This window comes from Staphylococcus sp. FSL K6-0223 (genome assembly GCF_038008285.1).
The window spans coordinates 1,425,209-1,445,765 of record NZ_JBBOYX010000001.1 but is presented as its reverse complement, the minus strand read 5'-3'; the positions used below and the strand labels follow the sequence as shown (position 1 = coordinate 1,445,765).

At 31.3% G+C, this 20,557-nt stretch carries 19 protein-coding genes; 18 read left to right on the top strand and 1 reads right to left on the bottom strand.

Going from position 1 to position 20,557, the window contains the following annotated elements:
- Positions 1–108 precede the first annotated feature (108 nt).
- The 6 genes from MHI13_RS07140 (at position 109) to rny (ending at position 6,290) form a co-directional block, all read left to right on the top strand.
- Positions 109–951, top strand: a complete 843-nt coding sequence (locus tag MHI13_RS07140; RefSeq protein ID WP_002448864.1) for a DUF3388 domain-containing protein — start codon at positions 109–111, stop codon at positions 949–951.
- A gap of 20 nt (positions 952–971) precedes the next feature.
- Complete coding sequence (locus tag MHI13_RS07135; protein WP_017174622.1) at positions 972–1,364, top strand: helix-turn-helix domain-containing protein; 393 nt, start codon at positions 972–974, stop codon at positions 1,362–1,364.
- A 32-nt stretch (positions 1,365–1,396) separates the two neighbouring features.
- A complete protein-coding gene (gene pgsA, locus MHI13_RS07130) occupies positions 1,397–1,972 on the top strand; it encodes a CDP-diacylglycerol--glycerol-3-phosphate 3-phosphatidyltransferase (RefSeq protein WP_145422970.1) in 576 nt (191 codons plus the stop codon).
- Between the two features lie 132 nt (positions 1,973–2,104).
- Positions 2,105–3,244, top strand: coding sequence for a CinA family nicotinamide mononucleotide deamidase-related protein (locus tag MHI13_RS07125; RefSeq protein ID WP_019835105.1), 1,140 nt, complete (start codon positions 2,105–2,107; stop codon positions 3,242–3,244).
- Positions 3,245–3,420: 176 nt separating this feature from the next.
- Positions 3,421–4,467, top strand: coding sequence for a recombinase RecA (gene recA, locus MHI13_RS07120; protein ID WP_002448773.1), 1,047 nt, complete (start codon positions 3,421–3,423; stop codon positions 4,465–4,467).
- Positions 4,468–4,730: 263 nt separating this feature from the next.
- Complete coding sequence (gene rny / locus MHI13_RS07115) at positions 4,731–6,290, top strand: ribonuclease Y (protein WP_054105464.1); 1,560 nt, start codon at positions 4,731–4,733, stop codon at positions 6,288–6,290.
- 73 nt (positions 6,291–6,363) lie between these two features.
- Here the strand turns inward: rny and MHI13_RS07110 are convergent, their stop codons facing one another.
- Positions 6,364–6,579: a hypothetical protein gene (locus MHI13_RS07110; protein WP_002448781.1), complete on the bottom strand. Its 216-nt coding sequence runs from the start codon at positions 6,577–6,579 to the stop codon at positions 6,364–6,366.
- 153 nt (positions 6,580–6,732) lie between these two features.
- Between MHI13_RS07110 and MHI13_RS07105 the strand changes: the two genes are divergently transcribed.
- The 12 genes from MHI13_RS07105 to MHI13_RS07050 all read left to right on the top strand — a co-directional run bounded on the left by MHI13_RS07105 (position 6,733) and on the right by MHI13_RS07050 (position 20,477).
- Positions 6,733–7,527 carry a TIGR00282 family metallophosphoesterase gene (locus MHI13_RS07105; protein WP_017174625.1) on the top strand — a complete coding sequence of 265 codons (795 nt, stop codon included), beginning with the start codon at positions 6,733–6,735 and terminating at the stop codon, positions 7,525–7,527.
- 109 nt (positions 7,528–7,636) lie between these two features.
- Positions 7,637–9,397, top strand: a complete 1,761-nt coding sequence (locus MHI13_RS07100; RefSeq protein ID WP_017174626.1) for a 2-oxoacid:acceptor oxidoreductase subunit alpha — start codon at positions 7,637–7,639, stop codon at positions 9,395–9,397.
- Complete coding sequence (locus tag MHI13_RS07095) at positions 9,398–10,264, top strand: 2-oxoacid:ferredoxin oxidoreductase subunit beta (RefSeq protein ID WP_002448821.1); 867 nt, start codon at positions 9,398–9,400, stop codon at positions 10,262–10,264.
- A gap of 146 nt (positions 10,265–10,410) precedes the next feature.
- The gene (locus MHI13_RS07090) at positions 10,411–11,031 is read left to right on the top strand and encodes a poly-gamma-glutamate hydrolase family protein (RefSeq protein ID WP_017174628.1); all 621 of its coding nucleotides are present in this window, start codon (positions 10,411–10,413) and stop codon (positions 11,029–11,031) included.
- Between the two features lie 63 nt (positions 11,032–11,094).
- Positions 11,095–11,391, top strand: coding sequence for a thiamine-binding protein (locus MHI13_RS07085; protein WP_002448768.1), 297 nt, complete (start codon positions 11,095–11,097; stop codon positions 11,389–11,391).
- A gap of 184 nt (positions 11,392–11,575) precedes the next feature.
- Positions 11,576–13,120 carry a tRNA (N6-isopentenyl adenosine(37)-C2)-methylthiotransferase MiaB gene (gene miaB / locus MHI13_RS07080; protein WP_017174629.1) on the top strand — a complete coding sequence of 515 codons (1,545 nt, stop codon included), beginning with the start codon at positions 11,576–11,578 and terminating at the stop codon, positions 13,118–13,120.
- Position 13,121: 1 nt separating this feature from the next.
- Positions 13,122–13,490 carry a RicAFT regulatory complex protein RicA family protein gene (locus MHI13_RS07075; RefSeq protein WP_017174630.1) on the top strand — a complete coding sequence of 123 codons (369 nt, stop codon included), beginning with the start codon at positions 13,122–13,124 and terminating at the stop codon, positions 13,488–13,490.
- A 20-nt stretch (positions 13,491–13,510) separates the two neighbouring features.
- Positions 13,511–13,999, top strand: a complete 489-nt coding sequence (gene thiW / locus MHI13_RS07070) for an energy coupling factor transporter S component ThiW (protein WP_017174631.1) — start codon at positions 13,511–13,513, stop codon at positions 13,997–13,999.
- A gap of 201 nt (positions 14,000–14,200) precedes the next feature.
- Positions 14,201–16,822 carry a DNA mismatch repair protein MutS gene (mutS, locus tag MHI13_RS07065; protein WP_054105466.1) on the top strand — a complete coding sequence of 874 codons (2,622 nt, stop codon included), beginning with the start codon at positions 14,201–14,203 and terminating at the stop codon, positions 16,820–16,822.
- A 12-nt stretch (positions 16,823–16,834) separates the two neighbouring features.
- Complete coding sequence (gene mutL, locus MHI13_RS07060) at positions 16,835–18,859, top strand: DNA mismatch repair endonuclease MutL (RefSeq protein ID WP_037540998.1); 2,025 nt, start codon at positions 16,835–16,837, stop codon at positions 18,857–18,859.
- Between the two features lie 15 nt (positions 18,860–18,874).
- Positions 18,875–19,408 (top strand): glycerol-3-phosphate responsive antiterminator, encoded by a 534-nt coding sequence (locus MHI13_RS07055; protein WP_017174634.1) that lies wholly within the window; start codon positions 18,875–18,877, stop codon positions 19,406–19,408.
- Between the two features lie 250 nt (positions 19,409–19,658).
- Positions 19,659–20,477 carry an MIP/aquaporin family protein gene (locus tag MHI13_RS07050; RefSeq protein ID WP_054105467.1) on the top strand — a complete coding sequence of 273 codons (819 nt, stop codon included), beginning with the start codon at positions 19,659–19,661 and terminating at the stop codon, positions 20,475–20,477.
- The last annotated feature ends 80 nt before the right edge of the window (positions 20,478–20,557 follow it).

The following is a 20,557-nucleotide window of genomic DNA, read 5'->3' as shown; positions in this document are numbered from 1 at the left end:
AAATTTTAAATGCAGATTTGACGATTCGTTTTTTATAATCAATGATATAATAAATTTAATTATATAAGGGGAATATTTCAAATTGTATTTAAACAAGGGGTTGGTTAGATGACTGTTGCTAAAAAAAAGGAATGGTATTTAGAATACGAGATAATTGTTAATCGGGCTGGACTTTTAGGCGACGTATCGAGTTTACTTGGTATGTTAGGAATTAGTATTATTACTATAAATGGTGTTGATCAAGGGCGTCGTGGATTACTTATTAAGACAGATAGTCTTGAAAAAGTCACACGTTTTGAAAATATCATTCATGAATTGAAAGAAATAGAAATAACAAAGTTAAGAATTCCAGAGTTACGTGATCGTTTAGCAGTGCGTCATGGTCGCTATATTGAACAAGATGCTGGTGACAAAAAAACATTTCGTTTTGAACGTGAAGATTTAGGTTTACTTGTCGACTTTTTAGCAGAATTATTTAAAGAAGATGGTCATAAATTAATAGGTATTAGAGGGATGCCTCGTGTTGGAAAAACAGAATCGATTGTCGCAGGTAGTGTCTGTGCGCATAAACGATGGCTATTTATAAGTTCAACATTAATTAAACAGACAGTTCGTAGTTCTCTTATAAAAGGTGAATATGATGCTAATCATGTTTATATTATTGATGGTGCGGTAACTGCTAGAGAAACAAATCCTAAACATCAACAGTTAGTTGAAGAAGTGATGACTTTACCGTCAATAAAAGTAGTTGAGCATCCAGATTTATTTATAGAAACAAATCAATATAGCATCGATGATTTTGATTATATTATCGAGCTACGTGAACATGAGAATCAAAAAATTGAATATGATCACATGAAACAACAAGTTAAACAACAAGCAATTAAAAGCAAAAACACATTAGATTTTGGAGAAGATGTGTTTGGCGGTGGCTTCGGTTTTTTTGAGTAATGAAGGTGGAGGCGTCAAAAGTGAAAACAATTGGTGAAACCTTAAAAGGTAGAAGAGAAAGATTAGGAATGACATTAACAGAATTAGAACAACGTACACAATTAAAGCGAGAAACGTTAAAATATATTGAAGAGAATAAATTTGATCAACTTGCCAAAGTGGATTACGCTGAAGGTTTTATTAGACGTTATGCAAGTGTAGTTAATATGGATGTAAATCAACTCATTAAAGTGCATCATGAAGAAATTCCTAATCAACATAATCAACTCGATACACTTTTACATCATTATCGACACAACGAAGTGCCCGAATATCGTACTAAAAATAAAGAACCTATTCAATTATTGATTATGATTAGTATTGTTATAATTATTACTTTTATTATGTGGGTATTAGCAGTATTATTAATATAATATACATATAAATTAAGAAATGAGGTATTAAAATGAATATACCTAACCAGATTACAGTTTTTAGAGTGATTTTGATTCCAGTATTTATATTATTTGCTCTAGTAAACTTTGGTTTTGGAAGTGTATCTATATTAGGTGGATATGACATAAGAATAGAGCAACTTATTGCTGCTATTATTTTTATTGTAGCTTCTTTAAGTGATTTTTTAGATGGTTATTTAGCAAGAAAATGGCAACTTGTGACAAATATGGGTAAGTTTTTAGATCCATTAGCGGATAAATTATTAGTTTCTAGTGCTCTTATTGTTATGGTTCAATTAGGGCTAACTAATTCAGTTGTAGCAATTATTATCATTGCTCGTGAGTTTGCGGTTACAGGTTTACGTTTACTTCAAATTGAACAAGGATTTGTGAGTGCAGCAGGCCAATTAGGTAAAATTAAAACAGCTGTTACAATGGTAGCAATTATTTGGATTTTACTTGGTGATTTATTCTCAAACTGGATTGGATTCCAATTAGGACAAGTATTATTATACATTGGCGTATTCTTTACAATATTATCAGGAATTGAATATTTCTATAAAGGTAGAGATGTGTTTAAGCAATAAAAGTATAATCAAATAAAGTGAAATGTAATGAGAGTCGCATAAAATGACTCTCATTTTTTTGAGTTATTTTTTAGATTATATAATAGATTAAGTATAAAATATGAATTAAGACTATATAAGGGAGAGGGACATATGAATATATCTATCATAGCAGTAGGTTCAGAATTATTATTAGGTCAAATAGCAAATACAAATGGCCAATATTTATCAAAACTTTTCAATCAAATTGGAAAGAATATAGTTGAACATACAGTTATCGGTGATAATCCTGATCGTTTAGAATTTATTATTAGAGAAGGACTAAAAAGATTTGACACATTAGTGCTCACTGGTGGATTGGGCCCAACTAAAGACGATTTAACTAAACAGACAGTAGCAAAAGTATTAAATAAAAACTTAGTGACTAATGAAGAAGCATTAAATTATATTGAAGATTTTTTCAAAGAACAAGGGCAAGAAATGACACCTAATAATAAACAACAAGCACTTGTAGTAGAGGGAGCGAAAGTATTAAAAAATCATTATGGTATGGCTCCAGGTATGTTTATTGAAATGGATAATAAAAAAGTAATTCTGTTACCTGGTCCTCCGAGTGAAATGCAACCTATGGCTAAAAATGAGTTGCTTCCATTACTTATAGATAATGACAATACTATTTTTTCAGAGCAACTGAGATTTGCAGGAATTGGAGAATCGAAAGTTGAAACAGAACTTATGGATTTAATTGAAAAACAAACTAATCCTACGATAGCTCCGTTAGCAGGGAAACATGAAGTATATATTAGATTAACAGCAAATGCTTCTACACAAAGTGAATGTAAAACATTGATTCAACCTATAAAAGAAGAAATACTAGAACGAATTGGTCAATTTTATTATGGTTCAGATGACACATTGTTAGAACAATCTGTAATGGAACAAATGAATTCTACAGTAAGTATATATGACGGGGTAACGGATGGAGCGATTTATACTCGTTTAAAACGCTTTGATAAACAAAATATATTAAAAGGAATATTACCAGATAATGATATATTTTTAAATCATCATTCAAGTATTGAAATGCAATTAAGAGACGCCTCTTCATATGTAAAAGATTTATATAAAACTGAAATGGGTATAGCAATATTACATGAGAAAGAGGAAGTTTATCTAGCAATTAATACAAAAGATGATTTTAAAATGACTACATTTAAGATAACACAATCAAGAAATATACTACCCAACAGAAGTCAAAATTATGTATTAATAAGATTATTAAATTGGCACTAAAATGTACTTAAATTAAAAAATGGTTATAATTTTCGGGCACATTTGTTCGATTTTGTATTCATTGTTCTCTTCTTATACGAACAAATATTCGCAAAATACTTGTGTTTGAATATGGTTAAGAGTATAATATATATATAATATTAAATAGATAACTATCTCATATAGGAGGTTTCGCTTTGGATAATGATCGTCAAAAAGCTTTAGATACAGTTATAAAAAATATGGAAAAATCCTTTGGTAAGGGTGCAGTAATGAAATTAGGCGATAATAAAGGTCGTCGTGTATCTAGTGTATCAAGTGGTTCAGTTACTTTAGATAATGCACTAGGTGTAGGTGGTTATCCTAAAGGAAGAATTATTGAAATATATGGTCCTGAAAGTTCCGGTAAAACAACAGTAGCACTTCATGCCATTGCTGAAGTACAAAAAAATGGAGGCGTTGCTGCGTTTATCGATGCTGAACATGCACTTGATCCAGTATATGCTGAAGCATTAGGTGTTGATATAGATAATTTATATCTTTCTCAACCCGACCATGGTGAACAAGGTTTAGAAATAGCAGAAGCTTTCGTAAGAAGTGGAGCAGTTGACATTGTTGTTGTAGACTCAGTTGCTGCTTTGACTCCTAAAGCTGAAATTGAAGGTGAAATGGGAGATACACATGTTGGTCTTCAAGCACGTTTAATGTCTCAAGCTTTGCGTAAACTTTCAGGTGCAATTTCAAAATCAAATACTACAGCTATATTTATTAATCAAATTCGTGAAAAAGTTGGAGTAATGTTTGGTAATCCAGAAACTACACCAGGTGGTAGAGCATTAAAATTCTATAGCTCAGTACGTTTAGAAGTGCGTCGTGCAGAACAATTAAAACAAGGTCAAGATATTGTAGGTAACAGAACTAAAATTAAAGTTGTTAAAAATAAAGTAGCACCACCATTTAGAATTGCTGAAGTAGATATCATGTATGGTCAAGGTATTTCAAAAGAGGGCGAATTAATTGACTTAGGTGTAGAAAATGATATTGTCGATAAATCTGGTGCTTGGTACTCATATAATGGTGAGAGAATGGGTCAAGGTAAGGAAAATGTTAAAACATATCTTAAAGAAAACCCTCAAATTAAAGATGAAATCGATCGCAAATTACGTGAAAAATTAGGCATTTTCGATGGTGATGTTGAAGAAAATGAAGATAAATCATCACAAACATTATTTGATGAAGAATAATGTTAAATTTTTAATGCTTTAACTAGAATATACTTAAAAATATTAAAATTATTTTGTGTGAGAGTGAATGATGAGTTCGAAATGAATTCAATGTCACTCTCTTTCTTTTATAAGTATGTGTAGTGAAATTGAAGTGAAATTTCATATCTTGACACTACTGAGTACATAAACGTACAATTAATATGTATATTATTTATACAATTTATAAAAAATCATAGAGATTTTAATATACAAGCAAATACCTAGAAAAAGGAGGTGTTTATGTGAATTTATTAGACCTCCTACTCATTTTGCTGGGGATTATTCTAGGGGTTGTTGTAGGGTATTTTTTAGCCCGAAATATATTACATCAAAAGCAAATTCAAGCTAGACAAACTGCTAATGATATTATCAAACAAGGACAAAAAGAAGCAGATAATATCAAAAAAGAGAAATTATTAGAGGCAAAAGAAGAAAATCAAATCATTAGAGAACAAGTTGAAACAGAGCTACGTGAAAGACGTAGTGAGCTTCAAAGACAAGAAGCCCGAAATCTTCAAAAAGAGGAAAATTTAGATCGTAAATCAGAATTATTGGATAAAAAAGATGAGATTTTAGATCAAAAAGAATCCAAAATTGAAGAAAGACAACAACAAGTAGATGCAAAAGAGAGTAGTGTTCAGACGTTAATAATGAAGCATGAACAAGAATTAGAACGCATCTCCGGTCTCACTCAAGAGGAAGCAGTTAATGAACAACTTCATAGAGTGGAAGAAGAACTGTCACAAGATATTGCAGTGCTTGTTAAGGAAAAAGAAAGAGAAGCTAAAGAAAAAGTTAACAAAACAGCAAAAGAATTGTTAGCTACTACTGTACAAAGATTAGCTGCTGATCATACAACGGAATCTACTGTTTCAGTAGTCAATTTACCAAATGATGAGATGAAAGGTCGAATTATTGGTAGAGAAGGTAGAAATATTCGTACTTTAGAAACGTTAACAGGTATCGACTTGATTATTGATGATACTCCTGAAGCAGTGATTTTATCTGGATTTGATCCTATTAGACGTGAAATCGCTAGGACTGCATTAGTGAATTTAGTCTCTGATGGAAGAATTCATCCAGGTCGTATCGAAGAAATGGTAGACAAAGCTAGAAAAGAAGTAGATGACATCATTAGGGATGCAGGTGAACAAGCAACATTTGAAATCAATGTTCACAATATGCATCCAGATTTAGTGAAAATTTTAGGTCGTTTAAACTATAGAACAAGTTACGGCCAAAATGTCTTAAAACATTCTATGGAAGTCGCACATCTTTCTGGAATGTTAGCTGCTGAATTAGGCGAGGATGTTAGTTTAGCAAAAAGAGCTGGATTACTACATGATGTAGGTAAAGCAATTGATCATGAAGTTGAAGGTAGCCATGTTGAAATTGGTGTTGAATTAGCTAAAAAATACGGTGAAGTTGAAATTGTTATTAATGCGATTCATTCACATCATGGAGATGTTGAACCAACATCTATAATTTCAATTCTAGTAGCTGCTGCAGATGCATTATCGGCCGCGCGTCCAGGAGCACGTAAAGAAACACTTGAAAATTATATTCGTAGATTAGAACGCTTAGAAACTCTTTCAGAAAGTTATGAAGGTGTTGAAAAAGCGTTCGCAATTCAAGCTGGTAGAGAGATTAGAGTTATTGTTTCTCCTGAAGAAATAGATGATTTAAAATCTTACCGATTAGCTAGAGATATAAAAAATCAAATTGAAGAAGAATTACAATATCCAGGACATATTAAAGTGACAGTTGTTAGAGAGACTAGAGCAGTAGAGTATGCGAAGTAATTTTTAAAATTAAATAGGGACTCACTGAGTACTAAAAAACCTGAGACATGTTTAAAATGTCTCAGGTTTTTCATTATTTAAGTTGTAAATCAGTTTTTTTGATTTCAGAAAGAATTTCAGCTGTATCATAACAATTTGTAGCAATATTAGAATATCTTTCTGCTAAACGGTATGCGTTAATATATAATTCTAAGCTTTCTTTGGCCATATCTTCTGCATCTTCTGATTTTGATGGGTTTGCTTTTACAACTAGTTCTGCAAATTTTTCTGGATCGATATTAATAGACATTTAATTATACAACTCCTAAATTTTTATAATATTATAATAACATATGCTGTATGCATGCTAAAGTTAAGACTGTGTAATTTTAAAAAATATGAAACTCTACCTTTAATTATATAGTTATTTCAATTACACTATATTGTGAGAGGATGAACATTAATGCGAATTTTATTTATTGGAGATATCGTAGGAAAAGTAGGGAGAAATACCATTGCTGAATATTTGCCTAAATTAAAGCAAGCTTATAAGCCTACGTTGAGCATTGTTAATGCAGAAAATGCTGCTCATGGAAAAGGTTTAACTGAAAAATTATATAAACAATTGCTTAGAGATGGCGTGGATTTTATGACAATGGGTAATCATACTTATGGTCAAAGAGAAATTTATGACTTTATTGATGATGCTAAAAGAATGATAAGACCTGCTAATTTTCCGAGTGAAGCGCCAGGTGTTGGCATGCGTTTTATTCAGGTTAATGATATTAAAGTTGCCATCATTAACTTGCAAGGACGTTCATTTATGCAAGATATTGATGATCCATTTAAAAAAGCAGATCAATTGATTGAAGAAGCTAAAAAAGAAACTAATTATATTTTTGTAGATTTTCATGCAGAAACTACTTCAGAGAAAAATGCAATGGGTTGGTATTTAGATGGAAGAGTCAGCGCTGTTGTAGGCACACATACTCATATTCAAACATCTGATGAGCGTATTTTGCCCAATGGTACAGGCTATATTACAGATGTAGGTATGACTGGTTATTATGATGGAATACTAGGGATTAATCGCGAGGAAGTTATTAAGCGTTTTATTACAAGTTTACCACAACGACATGTAGTGCCTGATAATGGTAGAAGTGTACTTTCAGGTGTTATTATAGATTTAGATAAAAATGGAAGAACCAAACTCATAGAACGCATTTTAATCAATGAGGATCATCCTTTTGATAAATAGTGTATAGTCCATTAGTATGAATTTAAATAAAAGCCACTGTTGACATAGTAAGACGGTGGTTATTTTTGTTATGATTTAGTATGAATTAATTCCACAGGAGGCTAATGATATGAAACCACAAATATCATGGAAAGTGGGCGGACAACAAGGTGAAGGTATTGAGTCAACTGGAGAAATATTTGCTACTGCAATGAATCGAAAAGGTTATTATTTATATGGATATCGACATTTCTCAAGCCGAATTAAAGGCGGTCATACAAATAATAAAATAAGAGTCTCAACTTCTCCAGTTCATGCAATTAGTGATGATTTAGATATTTTAGTTGCATTTGATCAAGAGACAATTGAATTAAATCATCATGAAATGAGAGAAGATAGTATTATTATTGCAGATGCTAAAGCTAAACCTTCTAAACCAGAACATTGTCGCGCTCAACTTATTGAATTACCGTTAACATTAACAGCTAAAGAATTAGGTACTGCACTGATGAAAAATATGGTAGCGATTGGTGCAACTTGCGCAGTAATGAAATTAGATACAACAACTTTCGAAACGTTAATTACAAATATGTTTACTAAAAAAGGTCAAAAAGTTGTTGAAATGAATATAGAAGCGCTTCATCAGGGTTATGAGTTGATGAAGGATAAATTAGATACAGTAAATGGTGATTATTTACTAGAAGATAGTGAGGGTACACCACATTTATACATGATTGGTAACGATGCAATTGGATTAGGCGCGATTTCGGCTGGTTCAAGATTTATGGCAGCTTATCCAATTACGCCCGCTTCAGAAATTATGGAGTATATGATTGCAAATGTTCCAAAAGTAGGAGGAACTGTAGTACAAACTGAAGATGAAATTGCTGCAGCGAATATGGCAATTGGTGCGAACTATGCAGGAGTTAGAGCATTTACTGCGAGTGCGGGACCAGGTTTATCTTTAATGATGGAAGCCATTGGTTTATCAGGTATGACTGAAACACCACTAGTTATTGTTAATACGCAACGTGGAGGCCCTTCAACTGGATTACCTACAAAACAAGAACAGTCAGATTTAATGCAAATGATATATGGAACACATGGAGATATTCCTAAGATAGTAGTAGCACCAACTGATGCTGAAGATGCTTTTTATTTAACTATGGAAGCTTTTAATTTAGCTGAAGAATATCAATGTCCGGTTATCGTATTAAGCGATTTGCAATTGTCATTAGGTAAACAAACAGTAAAACAACTCGATTACAATAGAATTCAAATTAAACGTGGAGAGCTTATTCAATCAGATATTGAACGTGATGAAGATGATAGATCATACTTTAAACGTTATGCACTTACAACATCTGGAATTTCACAACGTCCAATCCCTGGTGTTAAAGGTGGTATTCACCATGTTACTGGTGTTGAACATAATCAAGAAGGTAAGCCAAGTGAAGCTGCTGACAACAGACGTGAACAAATGGAAAAACGTATGAGTAAAACTGCGAACTTACTTATTGAAACACCTGTTGATTATGATGAGAAACATGAGAAAGCAGATATTTTATATATCGGATTTATTTCAAGTAAAGGTGCAATTGAAGAAGGAAGTAAACGATTAAATAATAATGGTATTAAAGTTAATACGATGCAAATTCGCCAACTTCACCCATTACCAAAAGATATTATTCAACAAGCTATTGATAAAGCTTCAAGCGTCATAGTAGCTGAGCATAACTATCAAGGCCAATTATCAAATATCTTAAAAATGAATACTGCCATTCAAGACAAATTAGTTAATCAAACTAAATATGATGGTACACCTTTTTTACCACATGAAATAGAAGAAAAAGGACTTTCAGTAGCTAAAGATATGAAGGAGATGATGTAATTGGCTACATTTAAAGATTTTAGAAACAGTGTGAAGCCAAACTGGTGCCCAGGGTGTGGAGACTTTTCAGTACAAGCTGCAATCCAAAAAGCGGCAGCAAATTTAGGTTTAGAACCTGAAGAAGTGGCATTAATTACTGGAATAGGTTGTTCAGGTCGTTTATCAGGTTATATTAACTCTTATGGGGTACATGGTATTCATGGTCGTGCATTACCTCTTGCACAGGGAGTGAAAATGGCTAATAAAGACTTAACAGTCATTGCTTCAGGTGGCGACGGAGATGGTTATGCGATTGGCATGGGTCATACAATTCATGCATTACGTCGCAATATGAATATTACTTATATTGTTATGGATAACCAAATTTATGGCCTAACTAAAGGTCAAACGTCCCCATCTTCTGCTGTTGGATTTGTAACTAAATCAACACCTAAAGGAAATATAGAAAAAAATGTTGCGCCATTAGAATTAGCACTATCATCAGGTGCTACATTTGTAGCACAAGGTTTTTCAAGTGATATTAAAGCATTGACGAAATTAATTGAAGATGCAATTAATCATGATGGTTTTTCATTTGTAAATGTGTTTTCTCCATGTGTAACATATAATAAAGTGAATACGTATGATTGGTTTAAAGAACACTTAACTAGTATAGAAGATATTGAAAATTATGATCCAACAGATAAACAATTAGCGATGAAAACTGTATTAGAACATGAATCACTAGTTAAAGGTATTGTATATCAAGACACAACAACACCTTCATATGAATCACAAATTGAAGAATTAGATGAAAGTGCATTAACTAAAAGAGATATCCATCTTTCTGAACAAGAGTTTAATGACTTAACTGCTCAATTTGTATAATTTTTTTAAAGGCATTCTTGAAAGTATCATATGACTTCAAGAATGTCTTTTAATTTAAGTTTAAATTTATAAAAATCTTGTTAAACTTCATTTATTTATTTTTATTAGGGAAGAAAATAATATAGTAAATAAAAGGAGTGGGGATGTTGGACAAATTTAAATCAATGCAAGAATTGGAAAAAGAAACGATAGAAAATGAAGACTGGAAAATAATAACTAGAAATCGAAATAGTAGTGTTTCAATATTAGCAATTCATGGTGGAGGCATTGAACCTGCTACAACTGAATTAGCAAGTATAATTGCTGATGAAGGAGGATATAATTACTTTATTTTCGAAGGTTTACGTAGTAAAGGAAATAAAGAATTGCACGTAACTTCTACACGTTATGATAATAAAGATGCAATGAATCTGGTAACTGAAAGTAACCAAGCTATTGCTATTCATGGTTGTGAAGGGAACGAGAGCATTGCTTATGTTGGTGGAAAAGATGAACGTCTAAAATCACTCATCAAAGAACAATTAAATCATATTGGTATAAAAGCAAAAGAAGCACCAAGTCATATTTCAGGTCAACAGGATAATAATATTGTTAATTGTACAACTAGAGGTAGAGGTGTACAAATTGAGTTAACTACCTCATTACGTAAGGCTTTTTTCAAAAATAATAAAATAAATCGAAAAAGTAGAGAAAATCAGTCAAATTGGGATAAATTAATGTACGACTTTGCAAAAGCCATAAAATCTGCAATAGAAAATATAGAATAACTCAGATTTATAAAGATAATCATGATAAAATAAAATTATAAATAAATCATAGAGGTGAAATTTATGCAAGATACGTTAATGAGTGTACAAATAGTTCCTAAAACACCTAATAATGATGATGTTATTCCTTATGTAGATGAAGCTATTAAAATTATCGATCAGTCGGGGCTACATTACAGAGTAGGTCCTCTTGAAACGACTGTCCAAGGTGATATGAGTGAATGCTTAATTTTAATTCAAAAATTGAATGAAAGAATGGTTGAATTAGAATGTCCTAGTATTATTAGCCAAGTGAAGTTTTATCATGTGCCAGAAGGGATATCTATTGAAACTCTAACTGGTAAATATGATGAAGCATAACATATGTTAAAGTTAAATGAAGTTTAGTTAAAGTGGAGTAAGATTCAAGATGACATCTATTCCACTTTTTTATTCAATATTTAATAATAGAATATATTAATTTGTAAACTCTTTTTGCACTTTAATGCTAATTTTAATATAATGTACTAATGATATTAGGGCATATAGAAAGGATTTTTGTAAAGTGAATGAAGAGCAAAGAAAAGCTGGTACGATAGATATTTTAAACGAACGTAATAAAAAAGCAGAAAAAGACTATAGTAAATATTTCGAACATGTTTATCAACCACCTAATCTTAAAGAAGCAAAAAAGCGTGGTAAACAAGATGTTCAATATAACCGAGATTTTCATATTGAAGATAAATATAAAGGTATGGGGAAAGGACGAACATTTTTAATTAAAACATATGGTTGTCAAATGAATGCACATGATACTGAAGTAATGGCAGGAATTTTGCAGGCTTTAGACTATCAAGCAACTGATGATATTAATGAAGCGGATGTTATATTAATTAATACATGTGCTATTCGTGAAAATGCTGAAAATAAAGTATTTAGTGAAATAGGTAATTTAAAACATTTAAAGAAAAATAGACCTGAAACATTAATTGGTGTATGCGGTTGTATGTCACAAGAAGAATCTGTTGTAAATAAAATCTTAAAATCATATCAAAATGTGGATATGATTTTTGGAACGCATAATATCCATAAATTACCTGAAATTTTAGAAGAAGCATATTTATCAAAAGCCATGGTCGTTGAGGTTTGGTCTAAAGAAGGCGACGTTATTGAAAACCTACCTAAAGTGCGTGAAGGAAGTACAAAAGCATGGGTTAATATTATGTATGGATGTGATAAATTCTGTACATATTGTATTGTACCTTTTACACGAGGAAAAGAACGCAGTCGTAGACCACAAGATATCATTGAAGAAGTTCGAGGTCTCGCTCGTGAAGGTTATAAGGAAATTACGCTTCTAGGACAAAACGTTAATTCATATGGAAAAGATATTAAAGATTTAGATTATGGTCTAGGTGATTTATTAGAGGATATTTCTAAAATTGACATTCCACGTGTACGTTTTACAACGAGTCATCCTTGGGATTTTACAGATAGAATGATTGAAGTGATTGCAAAAGGTGGAAATATCGTTCCTCACATTCATTTACCTGTGCAATCTGGAAATAATGCTGTATTAAAAATAATGGGACGTAAATATTCACGTGAAAGTTACTTGGATTTAGTTGATAGAATTAAAGAAGCTATTCCTAATGTCGCCCTTACTACTGACATAATAGTAGGATATCCTAACGAAACAGAAGAACAATTTGAAGAAACACTTTCATTATACGATGAAGTTCAATTTGAACATGCTTATACGTATTTGTATTCACAAAGAGATGGTACGCCTGCTGCTAAAATGAAAGATAATGTTCCAACTGAAGTGAAAAAAGATCGCTTGCAACGTTTAAATAAAAAAGTTGGTCAATATTCAGAAAAAGCAATGCAACATTATGAAGGACAAGTTGTTACTGTTTTATGTGAAGGAACAAGTAAAAAAGATGAAACAGTTCTAGCAGGTTATACTGAAAAAAATAAATTAGTTAACTTTAAAGGACCACGTGAAGCCATTGGTCAGCTTGTTGATGTTAAAGTTAAAGAAGCAAAACAATACTCATTAAATGGTGAATTTTTACATTTTCATAATCAAGTTATGGTGACTAATTAATATGTATGAGAAAGAAGATATTCTAAAACAAGCAGATAGTGTATCGAACAAAATAAAGGGACTAGAATTGATTAAACAATATCAAAATGTAGAGCAACAAATTCATGAGAATTCATCAATTGACCAAAAAATGAAACAATTAAAATTGCAACAAAAACAGTCAGTAAATTTTCAAAATTATGGCAAGCATCAGGCTTATCAAAAATCTGAAAAAGAAATTTCTCAACTTGAAAAAGAAATCAATGCATTACCTATTGTTGAAGAGTTTCGGTCAGCGCAATTTGAAGCAAATGAGTTGTTGCAATTGATGGTTTCTACTATGGAACAAAGTTTAAATAAGCATAATGAAAAAGCACATCATGACTCATAAACAGAAGGGAATATTCAAAGATGAAAACTAAAAAACTTACCATTACAGCTTTACTCATTGCTTTTAATGTCGTATTTAGTAGTTTTATTATTATACCTTTAGGTCCAGTAAAAGCAGCCCCAGTACAACATTTTGTAAATGTACTATGTGCTGTTTTTGTAGGACCATGGTATGGTTTAGCACAGGCTTTGATTTCTTCTTTAATAAGAATAATATTTGGAACTGGCAGTGCATTTGCCTTTCCTGGTAGTATGATTGGTGTGTTTCTAGCTAGCATCTTCTATATGTATAGAAAGCACATATTTATGGCTGCAGTTGGAGAAGTGATTGGAACTGGAATCATTGGTAGTTTAATGTGCATTCCACTATCTTGGATATTAGGTTTGCAACATTTCTTTATCAAACCATTAATGCTTGTATTCTTAGTTTCAAGTTTCCTTGGTGCGGCGATTAGTTACATCTTACTTATAGTGTTAAAAAAACGTGGATTATTAGATAAATTCAAATAAATATTTTATTTAAGATTATCATTTCATACGCTTAATAAGTTTAGTGTTTATTAAGCGGAATAAAGAGATGATAATCTTTTATTTTTAAGTTGTAGAATAATATTCTAATTTAGATAACGAGCGCTTCAGTATGACATATGTTAAAATATACAAGTTAAAATGTGAGAAACAAGTATATATCAGTAAGGTTGTGAAAAAAATATGGCTAATGTGACACCTATGATGCAACAATATTTAAAAATAAAATCTCAATATCAAGATTGCTTATTGTTTTTTAGATTAGGTGATTTTTATGAAATGTTCTTTGAAGATGCTAAAGAAGCATCTAGAGTATTAGAAATTACTTTAACTAAAAGAGATGCTAAAAAAGAAAATCCAATTCCAATGTGTGGTGTTCCGTATCACTCAGCAAATAGCTATATTGAAACACTTATTAACAATGGATATAAAGTTGCTATTTGTGAACAGATGGAAGATCCAAAACAAACTAAAGGCATGGTTAAAAGAGAAGTAGTTAAAGTAGTCACACCTGGAACAATGATGGAACAAGGCGGAATGGATGAAAATCAAAATAATTATATTCTTAGCTTCATTCAGAATGAAAATGGATACGCATTAAGTTATTGTGATGTTTCTACTGGTGAATTAAAAGCTACCAATTTTGAAGATGAAAGCACGTTAATTAATGAAATCATTACGATTAACCCAAATGAAATTGTAGTACGAGAAGACATAAATGAAGATTTAAAAAAACAAATTTCACTTACTACAGAAACGATTACAGTTAGAGAAGAAATTTCTGATATGGAATATAGTGTCAATACATTAGAAAATAATTTAATGTTTTTGACAACACAATTATTGTTAGATTATATTCATCATACTCAAAAAAGAGATTTGTCTCATATTGAAGACGTGATAACCTATGCGGCGATTGACTTTATGAAAATGGATTATTATGCAAAACGCAATTTAGAGCTTACTGAAAGCATACGTTTAAAAAGTAAAAAAGGAACATTGCTATGGTTAATGGATGAAACAAAAACACCTATGGGTGCAAGACGCTTGAAACAGTGGATTGATCGCCCACTTATTCATAAAGACAATATTGAACAACGATTAGATATCGTAGAATCATTTATTGATCATTTTATAGAAAGAGATACTCTAAGAAGTTACCTTAATCAAGTATATGATATTGAAAGATTAGTAGGACGAGTAAGTTATGGAAATGTAAATGCTCGTGATTTGATTCAACTCAAACATTCTATTTCTGAAATTCCAAATATTAAATCACTTCTTGAACAAATGAATAGTGTGACAACAACGCAGTTTAGCACATTAGAACCATTAGAAGATTTACTGACAGTCTTAGAAGATAGTTTAGTAGAAGAACCACCTATTTCAGTTAAAGATGGGGGGCTGTTCAAACAAGGATTCAGTAAACAACTAGATGAGTATTTAGAAGCATCTAAAAATGGAAAAGATTGGCTCGCACAACTTCAAGCGAAAGAACGTGAAAGAACAGGTATCAAATCTTTAAAAATTAGCTACAATAAAGTTTTTGGTTACTTTATTGAAATCACACGTGCTAATCTTCAAGGATTCGAACCAAGCGAGCATGGCTATCATCGTAAACAAACTTTATCTAATGCAGAAAGATTTATTACAGACGAATTAAAAGAAAAAGAAGATATTATTTTAGGTGCAGAAGATAAAGCAATTGAATTAGAATATCAACTGTTTATTCGATTGAGAGAGCATGTTAAATCATATACTGAAAGATTACAAAGACAAGCAAAAGTGATATCAGAGCTTGATTGTTTACAAAGTTTTGCAGAAATTGCACAAAAATATAACTATGTTAGACCAAAATTTAGTGATGATAAAACATTGAACTTAGAAAATTCTAGACATCCTGTTGTAGAACGTGTGATGGATTATAATGATTATGTACCAAATGATTGTTATCTTGATCAAAATAACTTTATTTATTTGATTACTGGCCCAAATATGTCCGGTAAATCAACTTATATGCGACAAGTGGCAATCATTAGTATCATGGCACAAATGGGAGCTTATGTACCATGTGATAATGCAATATTACCGATTTTTGATCAAATTTTTACAAGAATTGGTGCAGCAGATGATTTAGTATCCGGTAAAAGTACCTTTATGGTTGAAATGCTAGAAGCACAAAAAGCATTAACATACGCAACAGCAGATAGTTTAATCATCTTTGATGAAATCGGACGAGGAACGTCAACATATGATGGTTTATCTCTAGCGCAAGCTATGATTGAATATGTATCTGAAACATCACATGCTAAGACGCTTTTTTCAACCCATTATCATGAATTAACAACATTAGATCAACAGCTATCTAGTTTAAAAAATGTACATGTAGCAGCAGATGAGTATCAAGGTGAACTTATTTTCCTTCATAAAGTTAAAGAGGGTGCTGTTGATGATAGTTATGGTATTCAAGTTGCTAAATTAGCAAATCTTCCTGAGAAAGTAATTGAAAGAGCTCAAGTTATTTTAAATGCGTTTGAACAAAATGGAGTATTAGATGAGAATGTCCATCGTCAACATTATAATGACAACTCTAAAGATATTGAAAATAAGAATCATTTAAATAATAAGGAAGAACACTCAACTATTAAACAAACAGATGTGTTTGAACAAACAAGTTTTGACTTATTTAATTCGAATGAAACACAAAGTGAAATAGAAGCACAAATTAAAAATTTAAATATTTCAAATATGACACCTATTGAAGCATTACTTAAGTTAAGCGAATTACAAAATCAGTTAAGATAGAGGTGTTAATACATGGGTAAAATTAAAGAATTACAAACATCTTTAGCAAATAAAATTGCTGCAGGAGAAGTGGTTGAACGTCCTAGTTCAGTAGTAAAAGAATTACTTGAAAATGCAATTGATGCTAAGGCGACTGAAATTAATATAGAAGTAGAACAATCAGGTATTTCCTCAATTCGTGTAGTCGACAATGGAACTGGAATTGAGCAAGATGATTTGCAACTTGTTTTTCATCGCCATGCTACCAGTAAAATAAATGATGATGACGATTTGTTTCATATCAGAACATTAGGGTTTCGAGGTGAAGCACTGGCCAGTATTTCATCTGTAGCTAAAGTGACACTTAAAACGTGTACAGATAATGAAAATGGTCACGAAATTTATGCTGAAAATGGTGAAATATTATCTCAAAAACCAGCAAAAGCCAAAAAAGGAACAGATATTAAAGTAGAATCATTATTTTATAATACGCCAGCTCGGTTAAAATATATTAAAAGTTTATATACAGAATTAGGAAAAATTACAGATATTGTTAATCGAATGGCAATGAGTCATCCAAACATTCGCTTTTCACTTATATCTGATGGAAAAACGATGTTAAAAACGAATGGTTCTGGAAGAACAAATGAAGTGATGGCTGAAATATATGGTATTAAAGTTGCAAAAGATTTAGTTCACATTTCTGGCGATACTAGTGACTATCATTTAGAAGGATTTGTTGCTAAACCGGAACATTCTCGTAGTAATAAACATTATATTTCAATTTTTATTAATGGTCGATATATCAAAAATTTCGCTTTAAATAAAGCTATTACTGAAGGATATCATACACTTCTAACCATAGGTCGTTACCCTATTTGCTATATCAATATAGAAATGGATCCAATTTTAGTAGATGTCAATGTGCATCCAACGAAACTTGAAGTTAGACTTTCAAAAGAAGAACAACTTTATAATTTAATTATTGAAAAAATTAGACATGCATTTAAAGATAGAATATTAATTCCTAAAAACGATTTAGATCGAACACCTAAAAAAAATAAAGTATTGCATACATTTGAACAACAAAAAATCGATTTTGAACAAAAACAACAAAATATTTCAAATGAGACAAAACAATTAGAAAATAAAAATGACCCCAACATTTCGACTAACAATACCTTTTCAACAATAAGTCATCAATATGATGAAGCACATACCTCTGATGATTCTTACACTAGAGAAGATAACGAAAATTCTAGTGTCTATAATAATAAACGTAGTATGGATAAAGATTACTTCGACATTCAAAAAGATATTTTAAATAGTTTAGATCGTGCCGAATCTTCAATCGATAACACTCGACATGATGAAACCAATATTTATAATTATGATGAAAATGATGACTTTCAAGAGAATGTTACAAATCAAGAAGAACAAGATATTAAAGGTAAAGTAAGTTCAACACCGTCTCGACGTGTGCCATATATGGAAGTAGTTGGCCAAGTACACGGTACCTATATTATTGCTCAAAATGAAAATGGAATGTTTATGATAGATCAACATGCTGCACAAGAACGTATTAAATACGAATATTTCAGAGAAAAGATAGGCGAAGTATCAAATGAAGTACAAGATTTGTTAATTCCTTTAACATTTCACTTCTCAAAAGACGAGCAATTAATTATTGATCAATATCGAGAAGAACTTGATAAAGTAGGGGTCCATTTAGAACATTTTGGTGGATATGACTATATTGTAAATAGTTATCCAGTATGGTTTCCTAAAGTGGAAGCAGAGGAAATTATTAAAGATATGATTGAACTCGTATTAAATCATAAAAAAATTGACGTTAAAAAAATGCGTGAAGACGCAGCTATTATGATGAGTTGTAAGAAGTCAATTAAAGCAAATCATTATTTAAAAAAGAATGAAATGGCAGATTTAATTGATCAATTAAGAGAAGCGGAAGATCCATTTACTTGTCCTCATGGTAGACCAATTATTATTAACTTTTCAAATTATGAATTAGAGAAATTATTTAAACGAGTAATGTAGAAGGGATGCATAGAAATGAAAGAACACGTACTACCAGCAATTCGAAATATGAAAGATTTAGAGAAATTAATTCAAACGGATTATAAAGTGTGTGTCCTTTTAGATATGCATGTAGGTCATTTAAGAAGCATTATAGAGTTACTTAAAAAACATGACATTGAAGCATATATTCATATTGATTTAATTAAAGGAATGGCACATGATGAATATGCATGTGAATATATCATTCAAACTTATAAACCAAAAGGGATTGTTTCAACAAAAACAAAAGTTATTCAAAAAGCAAAATCATTAAATGTACTTACTATTTTTAGAGTTTTTATTATTGATAGTCAAGCACTCAATCGTAGTATACAACTCATAAAGAAAGTGGACCCAGATTATGTTGAAGTACTACCAGGTATTGCTCATAAAATTGTTGAAAATGTAAGAGAAGCAACGACTGCTAAAATTATAGCAGGTGGGCTAATCGAAGAAGAAAAAGAAGTGAATGATGCAATTAATAGTGGTGCAAGTTATGTAACCACAAGTAACAGAAAATTATGGTAGAAATTATATTTTTAACCTGAGACAAAATTGATGTCTCAGGTTTTTTTATGTATTGATAAAAAATAATTATAATACGCTCTTTTAATCTATAAAATAAATTGTGACAATTTTTTTACAAAAATCATTGACAACGCTTACAATTATTTTGTATGATTTATACAAGTTAATATTTGAATGAGAGATGAAGAGATTTCTGCAACCCTAATTATATAGTTTGTAGAAGTCTCTTTGCCTTGTAGGAGGTTAAAACATGAATGCTTATTTAGCAGAGTTTTTAGGCACGGCCATTCTTATTTTGTTCGGTGGAGGCGTATGTGCAAATGTAAATTTAAAACGTAGCGCTGGACAAGAATCTGATTGGATCGTTATTGCCGCTGGATGGGGCTTAGCTGTAACTATGGGAGTTTATGCAGTAGGACAATTTTCTGGAGCCCATTTAAATCCAGCTGTGTCAATTGCTTTAGCAGTTGAGGGAAGTTTTAGTTGGATAAAAGTACCAGGATATATTGTTTGTCAAATGTTAGGAGGAATTGTAGGAGCTACACTTGTTTGGTTAATGTATTTACCACATTGGAAAGCAACTACAGATCAAGGTGCAAAATTAGGCGTATTCTCTACTGCACCTGCTATTAAAAATTATTTTGCTAACTTTTTAAGTGAAATTATTGGAACTGCTATTTTAAGTTTAGGGATTTTATTTATTGGGGTAAATAAAATTGCAGATGGATTAAACCCATTAATTGTGGGTAGTTTAATTATTGCAATAGGTTTAAGTTTAGGTGGGCCTACAGGTTATGCCATTAATCCAGCTCGTGACTTAGGACCAAGAATTGCACATGCGATTTTACCAATTGCTGGTAAAGGAGGATCTAATTGGTGGTATGCTATTGTACCAGTACTAGGACCAATTGCTGGCGGTATGCTAGGTGCTGTAATTTATCAAGTTTTTTATAAAAATGAATTTACTTTTATGAGTGGTGTTAGCATTGTAGTTGTAATTGTTACATTACTTATTGGTTTATCTCTTAATAAATCAAATAACAATAAAGATATTGAATCAATTTATTAAAAGTAAAAATTTAGTTTTAAATCATATAATATATTGACTATGTGATTCAAAGGATACTTAACACATACAGTCAGAATGAA